The sequence below is a fragment of the Halomonas sp. PA16-9 genome (genome assembly GCF_009728585.1).
In the GTDB taxonomy this organism is placed as follows: domain Bacteria; phylum Pseudomonadota; class Gammaproteobacteria; order Pseudomonadales; family Halomonadaceae; genus Vreelandella; species Vreelandella titanicae.
The window spans coordinates 652,963-665,511 of sequence record NZ_CP040451.1 but is presented as its reverse complement, the minus strand read 5'-3'; the positions used below and the strand labels follow the sequence as shown (position 1 = coordinate 665,511).

Here is a 12,549-nt window from a genome sequence, read left to right as displayed (position 1 = left end):
CATTAGCGTTTAAAAACGCTAGCTGCCGAAGCGCTATTAACTGAATCATTTTCTGGGCCGCCCTGGCCTTCTAGGGCGGCACTTTTTGCTTAAGCCTTTTTAAGGAGACCATTTACATGGCTACTGAACGCACTCTTTCTATTATCAAGCCTGATGCCGTTGCCAAGAATGCTATCGGTGACATCATTGCTCGCTTCGAAAAAGCGGGTCTAAAAGTCGTCGCAGCCAAAATGGTTCATCTCTCTGAAGAGAAGGCTGGCGGCTTCTACGCAGAACACAAAGAGCGTCCGTTCTTTAAAGACCTGGTTGGCTTCATGACCTCTGGGCCGGTGGTTGTACAAGTGCTTGAAGGTGAAGGCGCCATCGCTAAAAACCGTGACCTGATGGGTGCGACCAACCCGAAAGAAGCGGCACCCGGCACTATTCGCGCCGATTTTGCGGAAACAATTGACGCCAATGCTGTCCATGGTTCTGATTCTCCGGAAAGCGCTGAGCGCGAAATTAGCTACTTCTTTGGCAACGACGAAATCTGCCCGCGCTAAGCCTTTAAGGTAGCGCCGCCGAATCAACTTTCGTTGCCGGCCATTTTGCGGGGGCTAGTCCCCCGCCCCTTTCTATAACGCTGACCGCCATGACCACCACTGTAGCCCAACACACGCCCGCCCCACATACTGACGCCGCCAGCAAGCCTGCTGCAAAAGCGACGCCTGAGCGTCAAAACCTGCTTGGCATGTCCCGCGAGCAGATGGAAGCCTTCTTTTTGTCGATCGGCGAAAAGAAGTTCCGTGCCGCGCAGCTAATGAAGTGGATTCACCAGGAAGGCAGCGATGACTTTGCTGCCATGACGAACCTTTCCAAAGCACTGCGTGAAAAACTGGCCCGGCTGGCAGAAATTCGTGGCCCAGGGGTGATTTATGAGGGTACTTCCAGCGACGGCACCCGTAAGTGGGTGCTGGAAGTGGAAGACGGCAGTTATGTAGAAACGGTACTGATCCCGGCGGAGAACGGTAAGCGCCGCACGCTATGCGTTTCCTCCCAGGTCGGCTGCTCGCTGGACTGCAGCTTCTGCTCCACCGGCAAGCAGGGGTTTCAGCGCAACTTAACCGCTGCTGAAATTATCGGCCAGGTATGGGTCGCTCAGCGCAGCGTTGGCCCGCGGCGTGATACGGCGAACCGTCCGGTGACCAACGTAGTGATGATGGGCATGGGCGAACCGTTGCTCAACTTCGATAACGTTGTACCTGCCATGAAGCTGATGCTCGACGACAACGGCTATGGCCTGTCCAAGCGCCGCGTGACGCTGTCGACCTCTGGCGTGGTGCCGATGATCGACAAGCTTGGCGATGAAATGGACGTTAGCTTGGCGATTTCGCTGCATGCGTCTACGGACGAGTTGCGCAATGAGCTGGTGCCCATCAACCGTAAGTACAATATTCGCGCGTTGCTGGATGCTTGCCACCGCTACCTTTCCAAATGCCCGGACAATCGTCAGGTCACCATTGAGTACACGCTGATCAAGGACGTCAACGATCAGCAGGAACACGCCGAGCAGCTTGCTGCATTGCTTAAAGAGCTGCCGTGTAAGATCAACCTGATCCCGTTTAACCCGTTCCCAAACTCTGGGTACGAAAAACCGTCGCGTAATCAGGTTATGCGCTTCCAGCAGTGGTTGTATGATTTAGGCTACAACGCCACGGTTAGAACAACCCGAGGTGAAGATATTGATGCTGCCTGTGGCCAGCTCGTTGGTCGCGTGAAAGACCGCACCAAACGCAGCGCGCGCTATATCCAGTCAGTACAGCTCGACGCGGACTAGGGGGTGGAGTGTCGAAAACCGGGCTTATCTTGACTTCCGCTTGGCACGGCGCTTTGATGGTCACGGTTTTTATTTAGATTAGCACTGCTGTTTGTATGTATTGCCTTACTCGCAGTTGGACGTTCACCACAAGAGGATTTACATGATCGCTCACCGCAGGCGCCAACACCCATCGCGGGTGCCCATGCTCACCGTGCTTATCGGTAGCTTGTGGCTAGCCGGCTGTGCCTCGTCCAACAACCTTTCACCACAAGCTACCCCCGCGGCGGCAGAAGCCTACACCCAGCTTGGCGTCGCCTATTTAGAGCGCGATAATCTTCCCCGCGCTCTCAACGCACTGGATCGGGCACTTGAAATTGCCCCACACCATGCAGAAGCGCTGCAAGCACTGGCACTGGTTTATCAACGCCAGGGCGAAAGTGCACTTGCCAACGACTATTTTCAACAGGCGGTGAATGCCGAGCCTGACTTCACCCGCGCCCGCAACAACTATGCGGCGTTCTTGTTCAGTCAGGGCCAGTTAAACGCCGCCTGTGAGCAGTTAGAAACCGCATCACAGGATGCCCAGTACGCCAACCGTGCCCAGCTATTTACTAATTTAGGGCAGTGTTATCTGGCGCTGGAAGAATTTGATAAGGCGCGCGCTCGATTGGAGCGCGCGCAAAGTATTGATCCGCGTAATTCACGCGGCTATTTAATGTTAGCTGAACTCGAATATTCGCAGGGCAATTACTCTCAGGCCTGGGCACCGCTGCAAACCTATTTACAGCTCGCCGAGCCCAACCAAGCAGCGCTAAGAATGGCGGTTGATATCGCTCATTCACGCGGCGAGCATAGCGTCGCCGCCGAATACCAGCGCCTGCTTGGCAACGACTGACTGATTGACGCCCTGATCACCGCTTATTTAATGAAGGATGCTCAGCCATGAGCGATACACAGTCACAAGAAAACGTCATTGATAGCCCTAACACTAGCGCCTCTCCTGGCGAACTTCTTGCTCGCCAGCGCGAGCAGCTTGGTATTCCGCTCGCCGATGCGGCCCGGGCGCTCAACCTGCGCCCCGCCGTGGTGGGAGGGCTTGAGCAGGATGACTACCAAGAGATCCCTGTCGCCGCTTATCGACGCGGCTACCTGCGCTCTTACGCTAAATACCTGGGCATGGATGACCGGCTGGTGCTTGAAGCTTATCAAGCTCGCAGCGGCGGTAGCGACACCGAACGCCAAGTTACCCCGGTCTCCACGGCGAGGCCACCCTCCCGTATTGGCGCCTGGCTGTTCAAGTTGGTGACTTTGCTGGTAATTGTGGGTCTTATCGCGGTGACCGTGATGTGGTGGCAAAGCCGGGGTGGCAATGAGCCGCCGGGCTTTGGCTCAACCTCCCCGGAAGAGACCGCTACCGCCCCGGCAGAGCCGACCAGTGAACCCGCTGAAACAGCAGAGAGTACGGATTCAAGTTTCACCAGTGGCGATGAAAGTGCGACGCTGCCCAGTAATGCCACCAACGTCACGCCTTCACCGACGGCTGCGCAAGAACAAGCGCCCAGCGATCAAGCTGATGTTGACGCAGTGACTGGCCTCGACGAATCCGCACTAGATAGCACCACCGATACGGCCAGCACCGCCGACGATAGCAATGAGCCTAGCAGGCCTGAGCAAAGCAGTGTTGAAGAGAGCGATACTGATAGCGAACAAAACGCTGCCGCCGAGCAAACCGCCAATGCCAACGTCCTCGAACTGACGTTTAACGAGCAGTCGTGGACGGAAATTTTTGATGCCACCAACCAGCGCGTCTTCGTGGGCCTACAAACGCCCGGCACCTCGACAACCGTCGAGGGTGAGCCTCCGTTTCGCTTAACCGTAGGTAATGCCACCGGCGTTGAGCTGCGCTACCAAGGCGAGGAAGTTGATCTTCCCGCCCGCGCAGGCGCCAACAATGTTGCCCCGATTCACCTTGGGAGAGTGACCCGTCTTATGCACGCCCCTTCTCCGATAAAACGCCGCCATTCCCGCCAGATTCAGGTTGGAAACGTCGCGGTGGGCGGTGATGCCCCCATTGCCGTTCAAAGCATGACCAATACCAACACGTTGGATGTCGCCGCGACCGTGGCCCAGATCCAACAGTTGGAAAAAGCCGGTGCGGATATCGTACGCGTTTCAGTACCTGATATGGACGCCGCCGAAACCTTTGGTCAGATCAAAAAACTCGTCAATGTACCGCTCGTTGCCGATATCCATTTTGATTACAAAATTGCCCTACGCGTCGCCGAACTCGGCGTCGACTGCCTGCGCATCAACCCAGGCAACATCGGCCGTGAAGACCGCGTACGCGCGGTGGTTAGCGCGGCCCGCGATCATGGCATTCCGATCCGGATTGGCGTCAACGCAGGGTCGTTGGAAAAAGATCTGCAGAAGAAATATGGCGAACCCACGCCAGCAGCGCTGGTGGAGTCTGCCATGCGCCATATTGACTACCTGGATCGCCTGGACTTCCCCGACTTCAAAGTCAGCGTCAAAGCCTCGGATGTATTTATGGCCGTGGCCGCCTATCGCGACCTTGCCGCACGCATCGAGCAGCCGCTGCACTTAGGGATTACCGAAGCGGGAGGTCTGCGCTCGGGCACGGTCAAGTCATCGATTGGTCTGGGCATGCTGCTGATGGACGGAATCGGCGACACGATCCGCGTCTCGCTGGCAGCAGACCCGGTGGAAGAGATCAAGGTCGGCTTTGATATGCTCCGCAGCCTCAAGCTGCGCTCGAAAGGCATCAACTTTATTGCCTGCCCCAGCTGCTCGCGCCAAAACTTTGACGTTATTAGCACCATGAACCAGCTCGAAGAGCGGCTGGAAGACGTAATGACACCGCTCAACGTCTCGGTGATCGGCTGCGTGGTCAATGGCCCCGGCGAAGCCAAAGAGACCGATATCGGCCTGACCGGGGCAGCCCCGCCAACCTGGTGTATATCGACGGCAAGCCCGCCAGCAAGCTGCGCAACGACCACTTAGTAGATGATCTCGAGCAGCTGATTCGCGAAAAAGTGCGTGAAAAACAGCAGCAGCAAGACGATATGATTGCCCGCAGCGTTTAGCTGGGGCTGGCTGCCAGCCTGGGTGAGCCACGCCTGATGGCAGAATAAGGAGTTTTCTTTGAGCAAGTCCGCCGTTAAAAAAATTCAAGCCATTCGTGGTATGAACGACCTACTGCCCAGCGATAGCCCACGCTGGCAATTTTTTGAAGCCAAAGTACGCCAGCTAATGCTGCGTTACGGCTTTAATGAAATCCGCACGCCTATCGTTGAGCAAACCGCACTGTTTGCACGCTCTATCGGTGAAGTTACCGATATCGTCGAAAAAGAGATGTACACCTTCGACGATCGCAACAGCGAGAGTTTGACCCTGCGTCCCGAAGGCACTGCCAGCTGCGTGCGCGCGGCCATGGAGCACGGCCTGCTGTATAACCAAACTCAGCGGTTGTGGTACCAGGGGCCGATGTTTCGCTATGAGCGCCCGCAAAAAGGCCGTTACCGCCAATTCCACCAGATCGGCGTCGAGACCTTCGGTTTTGATGGCCCGGATATCGACGCCGAGGTGATCTTGCTTTCAGCGCGCCTGTGGCAGGAACTCGGCTTGATGGAGCACGTTACCCTGGAGCTAAACTCGCTAGGTTCATCAGAGGCGCGGGCAGCCTACCGAGATACGCTGGTGGCCTACTTTGAGCAGCACCTAGACGCTCTCGATGAAGACTCCAAACGCCGCTTGACCAGCAACCCGCTGCGTATTCTCGACTCCAAAAATCCGGCCATGGCGGAGATGCTCGACGGCGCGCCGCAGTTGATGGATCACCTGGATGCCGAATCCCAGGAACACTTTGAGCAGCTCACGAAGATGCTTGAAGCAGCAGGCATTGACTATGTGATCAACCCACGCTTAGTGCGCGGGCTCGACTACTACTGCCGCACCGTGTTCGAGTGGACCACGACTGCGCTGGGCAGCCAGGGCACCGTGTGTGCAGGCGGACGCTACGACGGCCTGGTCGAACAGCTGGGCGGCAAGCCTACCCCAGCGGTAGGCTTTGCCATGGGCATTGAGCGGCTGATTCTGCTACTCGACACCCTGGAACTGATTCCTGAGAACGCCCTTGGCGGCTGCGATGTCTATTTGCTGCCCATGGATGATACCGCCACCACGGCAGCGATCACCCTGGCCGAGCAACTGCGTGGCGAGCTGCCTGAACTGCGTCTACAGCTTCATTGCGGCGGCGGCAGCTTTAAAAGCCGAATCAAAAAAGCCGACAAGAGCGCTGCTACGATAGCCATACTGATCGGTGAAGATGAAATCGCGACGCAGTCGGCAACGGTCAAGTTTCTGCGCGATGACCGCGAACAGCAAAGCGTTCCTCAAGCCGCATTAGGCCGCACGCTGGGCGAGCTTTTAACGGCTAACGCATAAGCCCTGCAGGCTGCCTGCTTGCATGCGACGGTCTAAACATACGACTTTAGAAGAAAGGAGCCCGCCCGTGGTGGAGCTGAGAAGCGAAGAAGAACAGCTAGACGCCGTCAAGCGCTGGTGGAAAGAGAACGGCATGTCGTTGATTGCAGGCGCTGTCCTGGCGGCGGCCGGGGTGTTCGGCTGGAATGCCTGGCAGAACTATCAGCAAGGCCAGGCTGAAGCGGCCTCCATGCGCTATCAGCAGTTAGTCAATATGACCGCTGGCAACGAGCTTGACGAGGAGCAACTAGCAAGCGCGCGGGAAATGGTTAGCGAACTGACCGACGAGCATGGCGATACGCTCTACGCCGAACTCGCCCTGCTGCTCGACGCCCGCTTGGCTGTTCAGCAAGGCGACTTGGAAGCAGCACGCACCGCACTGGAAAGCGCAGCCGATTCCTCGCGCCGCTATGTGCAAAGCTTGGCGTGGCTACGTTTAGCCCGTATCGAGCTTGCCGACGGTAACCCTAAACAGGCGCATGCGCTGTTAGACGAGCCGATTAGTGATGCGCTAGCGGCCCAAAAAGCTAACGTGCGCGGCGATGCGTTCGCCGCCCAAGGCGACACCGAGGCGGCCCGCGATGCCTGGGAAACCGCTCTAGAAGTGTCTCAAACCAAAGACCAGCCGCTTTACGGCGTGCAGTTCAAGCTTGACGATCTCGGCGCTGAGGAGGCGACACAATGACTTTTGGTATCCCAAAAACAGCTAGTACGCGCTAGCTTAGGCGCGCTGTCGCTGGCACTGCTGGTCGGTTGCGCGAGTAAAGGCGAGCCTGCCTATACTCCCAAAGAGCTGCGTAGTTTCGACGAGACCTCCTCGCTGGAAACTCAGTGGCGGCGCAATGTGGGCGATGGCCTGGGCCATGCCCGTTACCCCATCGCGCCTTCCCGTGAAGGCGACACCGTGTTTGCGGCCGATGTCGAGGGCGTGGTGATGGCGATGGATGCCAACAGCGGCGACGTCGAGTGGGAAATCGACCTTGATACCCCTATTTCCAGCGCACTAACGGCAATTGCCGGTCAGGTTTATCTGGCCACCGGTAACGGCGAAGTGATCGCGTTGGATCAACGTGACGGCAGCGAAGAATGGCGCTCACGGGTATCCAGCGAAGTGCTTGCCGCGCCCCAGGCCAACCAGCAACTGCTGGTCGTGCAAAGTGTCGATGGCCGTGTGACTGCCTTGGATCGCGCCACTGGTGAAGAGCGCTGGGTATACACCAGTTCGCAGCCGTCACTCACCCTGCGCGGTACCGGTACACCGATGGTCATTGATCCAGTCAGCTTTGTTGGCCTGGCCAATGGCCGCCTGGCCACGCTGGATAACCGCAGCGGCCAGCCGCTATGGGAAATGCAGATTGCCACCCCCCAAGGGCGTAGTGAAGTGGAACGCCTGGTCGATCTTTCCGGCCAGCCGATCATCAGCCCCGATGGCCGCCTGTTCGTGACCAGCTATAACGGCCGCGTGGTGGCGCTGGAAGCAACTCAAGGCGACGTACTTTGGGAAGCGGATCTCTCCAGTCGCCATACCCCGATTCTGGTCGGCGACTTCCTGTTTGTGGTCACCGATGACAGCCAAGTCGTCGCCCTCGACGCTAACAACGGCCGCGAAATTTGGCGCAACGACGATTTAGAAGATCGTTGGTTGACCGCCCCCGCCTTCGCCGATGGCCGTTTAGTGTTCGGCGATTTCGAAGGTTATGTTCACCTGATCGACGCTCGCGAAGGCGATATCGTGGGTCGCACTCGCGTGCACAGCTCGGGCATCAGCGTACGCCCGGTCACTGAAGGCAGCACCATTCATGTCCAGGCCAACAATGGTCGCCTGGAAACCCTGGAAGTAACTCCATGACACCCGTCATTGCTTTAGTCGGTCGCCCCAATGTGGGCAAATCGACGCTGTTTAACCGCCTAACGCGCTCGCGTGATGCACTGGTGGCCGACTTTCCTGGCCTCACCCGCGACCGTAAGTACGGCAATGGCATGCTGGGCGATAAGGTCTATACCGTGATTGATACCGGCGGTATCAGCGGTGACGAAGAAGGCATCGATGCCGCTATGGCAGAGCAGTCACTCGCCGCCATTGATGAAGCCGATATCGTGCTGTTTATGGTCGACGCTCGCGCCGGCCTTATCGCCGCTGACCAGGCGATTGCCAACCACCTGCGGGTTAACCAGAAAAAAACCTGGCTGGTGGTGAATAAAACCGATGGGTTAGAAGAGCATTCGGCAATGGGCGACTTTTGGTCGCTCGGCCTAGGCGACCCCTGGCCAATTGCTGCCGCCCACGGGCGCAACGTTTCCACCCTGATCGATGTGGTACTCGAACCGTTTCCGGAGCGCGATGCCAGCATTCCCGCGGACACCGGTAGCAAAGGTATTCGCATCGGCGTGATTGGCCGCCCGAACGTGGGCAAATCAACCCTGGTCAATCGCCTTCTCGGTGAAGATCGGGTCGTCGTGTTTGATGAGGCAGGCACTACCCGCGATGCCATCGAGATCCCCTTCGAGCGCCGTGGCAAGCCCTATGTACTGATTGATACCGCGGGTATCCGGCGGCGCAAGAACGTGCGTGAAATCGCCGAGAAATTCTCCATCATCAAGACCCTGGATGCGATCAAAGAGTCCCATGTAGTGATCATGGTTCTGGATGGCTCCAGCGGCCTGGTGGAGCAGGATTTGCACCTGCTCGACTATGTGTTGACCACCGGGCGCGCCCTGGTGCTGGCAGTCAACAAGTGGGACGGCCTGGAGACCGAAGCCAAGGATAAAATGCGCACTGAAGTGAAGCGCCGCCTGGGCTTTGCGGATTATGCCGAGCTGCACTTCATCTCTGCTCTACATGGCACGGCAGTGGGGGATCTCTACCCCTCGATTGATCGCGCCTTTGACGCCGCTAACGCCCACTGGTCGACCAACCGCCTCACTACCCTGCTACAGGACGCGGTAAGCCAAAACCCACCGCCGATGGTGCACGGTCGACGCATTAAACTGCGGATGGCTCACCAGGGTGGCAGCAACCCGCCGATTATCGTCGTCCACGGCAACCAAACCGAGGCGTTGCCAGAAGCCTATCGTCGCTATTTGACCAACACCTTCCGCAAGGTGCTCAAGGTACGCGGCACGCCAATTCGCTTTGAGTTCCGCTCGGGCAGTAACCCGTTCGATGACATGGCGGGCGCCAGCGACAAAGAGAAAGCTAAAAAGCGCGAGCTTAATCGCACCAAAGAGGCGCGTAAAAGCCGTCGTTAAACGCCTTATTAGCTGCCTTTTGAATTCGCCCGCTTGTATCATCAAGCGGGCGTTTTGGTTCTAGCCTTAAATAGGCGCTTGAACACGTAAATTCTGTTGACAGAAAATGACTTCAGCCCTCAAATAGCCGCGCTTATTAGCCCGAAGCTAACAAGCTTGCATCAGCACTTTACACTTAGCGTCGTTACCCCACTGCTTACGTCCTACTTAAGGGGACTCTTATCTTATGCTTTATATTGCTCGCTACTGGCGCTGGCTGACCTTGTTTGGCGTTGCCAGCCTACTCACGGGTTGTCTCGCCCTGCCCCAAACCGGTTTGTTTGCGTTTCGTTTGGCGGTGACCTCTCTAGGGGTTGAGGATGTTCGCATTGGCCCTTACAGCATTAATGCGGGGCTAGACACCAGCGATTTAACCAGCCTGATTGCGTCTAGCCTTGGTGCCGGTAGCCTGCCCGTTCAGGCCACCATTGCCATGGGGCTGGGCTTACCTGCGGGCATGCCACCGGTGGAGATGTCAGGCTTTCGCTGGGCGCTGGATATGCCGGGCGTTGATCCTGTGGAAGGTAACTATGAACAGGACGTCACGCTGACCTCTGGCGATGATGCTCATTTACGCCTACCGGTTGCCTTTGATGTACTCGCCACCGACACCCAACGCCTGGCCCCCATGCTGGAGCTTGCCAGCCAGTTGGCGTCTCAAGGCGAGCTACCGCCTGGCAGTCAACTGGCCATCACGCCTGGGGATCTGCGCGGGTTGGGTATGAAACTACCGTCAGGATTATTAACGCCGACAATTCGCTTAAACGTAGGTGCCGATGGGCAGCTAGTACCCCAGCGCTAAGGGTTTATGTCTAGGAGCTTGCAGCCAATCGTCTGCGGCCTAGCCTTGGTTCAGAGGGGACTCAATTCAGCATCCATACTCAACCACTAGGTGGGTTATGATGGGGGATTGATTTACTGCTATCAGCGGTTATCTTGTGTGCAAGAAACTCTTTCGTCTATAAGGAAACCGACTCATGCGCTGGCTTCGCCCTCTCGCTGTTACCGCACTATGTGCGTCTATCGCCGCTTGTACCACCTCGCCCACCGGACGCTCGCAACTGCTGTTGCTCTCTGATAGCGAATTGAATGAGATGGGGCGCCAAGCGTTCACTCAATATCAGCAGGAGCTGCCCACGGCGGGCCAGGCCAGCCACCGCTATGTGCAGTGTATTGCCGATGCCATCGTGGCGGAACTCCCCGCCGAACAGCGGCAGCTAGACTGGCAAATTCGCGTATTTGAGTCCGAACAGCCCAACGCGTTCGCGCTTCCCGGCGGCTATATGGGCGTGAATACCGGCATGCTGGATATTGCCACGACCCAGGATCAGCTTGCTTCCGTTATCGGTCACGAAATTGGTCACGTACTGGCCAACCATGCCAATGAGCGCGCCTCCACCGAGAGCGCCACCTCATTAGGCCTGTCGGTGATTTCCAGCACCTCTGGCATGCAGTCTGCCGGTGGCCAGCAACTCATGGGCGTGCTCGGCATGGGCGCACAGTACGGCATCGTACTTCCCTTCTCCCGGGCCCATGAGAGTGAGGCCGATGTGATTGGTTTGGATCTCATGGCTCAAGCCGGTTTCAATCCCCGTGAGAGCGTGACCCTTTGGGAAAATATGCAGGCGGCCACAGGTGGCGGTGCGCCCCCCGAGTGGATGTCGACTCACCCTGGCCAAGGCCAGCGCATTCAAGGGCTGCAGGGTAATATGGATCAAGCACTTGCCTTGTACGAGCAGGCTCGCAGCAATGGTCGTACACCCAACTGCCCGCGTCCTTACGGATCTTGAGGTTTAAATGATTAAGCTGGATTACTGCTACTGTACTGCCGCTGTTTGTGCTGATGGGCGTGTATTTCTGGGAGCTAAACGACGTACGCGCGTGCCAGCTTTGATGGCGGCCATTGGGACTATATCGAGAGTGCCTGTAGAGACACCCCGCAACCGTTTGTCTCCTGGCTGGAGCGTTCGCCGCTGTTAGTCAATGGCGGCATGCTGCTCTCGTGGTGGGGCTGGTGATGTGCACGCTTGGCTTGTACGTTAAGCGCGCTAAGTGAAACGTTATTAGCGGCATCAATAAAAGTGGGGCGGATACAGTATCCGCCCCCGCTTTTTAGCAGCGTTAGTTGGATGCGGCTATGAATAGTTTAAGTGATTGGCGCAGCATTTCTCGCACAGGCGCGTTTCAGGACGAACATTGCGCCATAGAAAAAACGACTCAGCGGCCTGCTACGACCAGCATGCCTAAGCCGTCAAGCAACTTCGCGCCGCGCGGGCCTGCCCACTGTAAAAATACCGTCGGCTCGGCCCCATACATCATGTCGTAGGCCCAGGCATTGGTATTGAACAACGTATCAGGCAACGGCGGTAAATCGCCTGATAGGCTGGCACTGGTGCCGTTAATCACTACATCAAAAGTGCCGTTAACGGTATCAAAACCGCCGCCATGGATAGGCCCTAGATCAGCAAAATCGCTGGCCAGCTGCTCGGCCTTGGCGGCGGTGCGGTTGACCACGACGATTTCACTGGGCTCCTCGGCAAGCAGGGGCTCCAGAATGCCGCGCACGGCGCCGCCTGCGCCTACCACCAAAATGCGCTTGTCTGCTAACGCCACGCGGTGATAGGCCAAATCGCGCACTAGGCCAATGCCATCGGTAGTATCGCCGTAGGTACGGCCATTGCCACCCAGGATCAGCGTATTCACCGCCCCTGCACGACGGGCGCGATGGCTCAAGGTGTCGCACAGCGCAAAGGCATCTCCCTTGAACGGCACGGTAACGTTGGCGCCACGCCCGCCCGCGTCGATAAACGCCCGCCACGCACCGGCAAAGCCATCCACCGGTGCTTCTTCAGCGGTGTACTCAAGGGTTTGTTGCGTTTGATGGGCAAACTCAGCGTGGATCTGCGGGGATTTGGAGTGTTTGACCGGGTTGCCAAACACGCAGTAGCGATCGGTCATGA

General features: G+C 57.4%; 9 protein-coding genes and 3 pseudogenes. 11 read left to right on the top strand and 1 reads right to left on the bottom strand.

Features of this window, described 5'->3' with window-relative positions; genetic code table 11:
* The first annotated feature begins 116 nt into the window (after window positions 1–116).
* The 11 genes and pseudogenes from ndk (at window position 117) to FDY98_RS03070 (ending at window position 11,379) form a co-directional block, all read left to right on the top strand.
* Window positions 117–542, top strand: coding sequence for a nucleoside-diphosphate kinase (gene ndk, locus FDY98_RS03120; RefSeq protein ID WP_022520077.1), 426 nt, complete (start codon window positions 117–119; stop codon window positions 540–542).
* A gap of 89 nt (window positions 543–631) precedes the next feature.
* Entirely contained in the window at window positions 632–1,816 is a 1,185-nt protein-coding gene (rlmN, locus tag FDY98_RS03115) for a 23S rRNA (adenine(2503)-C(2))-methyltransferase RlmN (RefSeq protein ID WP_009288408.1), read from the top strand.
* 142 nt (window positions 1,817–1,958) lie between these two features.
* A complete protein-coding gene (gene pilW / locus FDY98_RS03110) occupies window positions 1,959–2,693 on the top strand; it encodes a type IV pilus biogenesis/stability protein PilW (protein WP_022520078.1) in 735 nt (244 codons plus the stop codon).
* 47 nt (window positions 2,694–2,740) lie between these two features.
* Window positions 2,741–3,779, top strand: a pseudogene (locus FDY98_RS03105) (RodZ domain-containing protein).
* A gap of 8 nt (window positions 3,780–3,787) precedes the next feature.
* Window positions 3,788–4,902, top strand: a pseudogene (gene ispG, locus FDY98_RS03100) (flavodoxin-dependent (E)-4-hydroxy-3-methylbut-2-enyl-diphosphate synthase).
* 58 nt (window positions 4,903–4,960) lie between these two features.
* A complete protein-coding gene (gene hisS / locus FDY98_RS03095) occupies window positions 4,961–6,262 on the top strand; it encodes a histidine--tRNA ligase (RefSeq protein ID WP_022520080.1) in 1,302 nt (433 codons plus the stop codon).
* 67 nt (window positions 6,263–6,329) lie between these two features.
* Entirely contained in the window at window positions 6,330–6,986 is a 657-nt protein-coding gene (locus tag FDY98_RS03090) for a YfgM family protein (RefSeq protein WP_027957429.1), read from the top strand.
* A gap of 3 nt (window positions 6,987–6,989) precedes the next feature.
* Window positions 6,990–8,150, top strand: a complete 1,161-nt coding sequence (bamB, locus tag FDY98_RS03085; protein ID WP_155705677.1) for an outer membrane protein assembly factor BamB — start codon at window positions 6,990–6,992, stop codon at window positions 8,148–8,150.
* Complete coding sequence (der, locus tag FDY98_RS03080; protein WP_027957430.1) at window positions 8,147–9,550, top strand: ribosome biogenesis GTPase Der; 1,404 nt, start codon at window positions 8,147–8,149, stop codon at window positions 9,548–9,550. The genes bamB and der overlap by 4 nt, the downstream gene beginning before the upstream one ends.
* A 226-nt stretch (window positions 9,551–9,776) precedes the next feature.
* Window positions 9,777–10,391, top strand: coding sequence for a hypothetical protein (locus FDY98_RS03075; RefSeq protein WP_027957431.1), 615 nt, complete (start codon window positions 9,777–9,779; stop codon window positions 10,389–10,391).
* 175 nt (window positions 10,392–10,566) lie between these two features.
* Window positions 10,567–11,379, top strand: a complete 813-nt coding sequence (locus FDY98_RS03070) for a M48 family metallopeptidase (protein WP_155705676.1) — start codon at window positions 10,567–10,569, stop codon at window positions 11,377–11,379.
* 331 nt (window positions 11,380–11,710) lie between these two features.
* Here the strand turns inward: FDY98_RS03070 and aroE are convergent.
* Window positions 11,711–12,547, bottom strand: a pseudogene (gene aroE, locus FDY98_RS03060) (shikimate dehydrogenase).
* Window positions 12,548–12,549 lie beyond the last annotated feature (2 nt).

Excerpts from the sequence above, each read along its gene's own strand:
- der (WP_027957430.1), top strand. The coding sequence starts at position 8,147 with ATGACACCCGTCATTGCTTTAGTCGGTCGCCCCAATGTGGGCAAATCG.
- ndk (WP_022520077.1), top strand. The coding sequence starts at position 117 with ATGGCTACTGAACGCACTCTTTCTATTATCAAGCCTGATGCCGTTGCC.
- rlmN (WP_009288408.1), top strand. The coding sequence starts at position 632 with ATGACCACCACTGTAGCCCAACACACGCCCGCCCCACATACTGACGCC.
- FDY98_RS03070 (WP_155705676.1), top strand. The coding sequence starts at position 10,567 with ATGCGCTGGCTTCGCCCTCTCGCTGTTACCGCACTATGTGCGTCTATC.
- pilW (WP_022520078.1), top strand. The coding sequence starts at position 1,959 with ATGATCGCTCACCGCAGGCGCCAACACCCATCGCGGGTGCCCATGCTC.
- FDY98_RS03075 (WP_027957431.1), top strand. The coding sequence starts at position 9,777 with ATGCTTTATATTGCTCGCTACTGGCGCTGGCTGACCTTGTTTGGCGTT.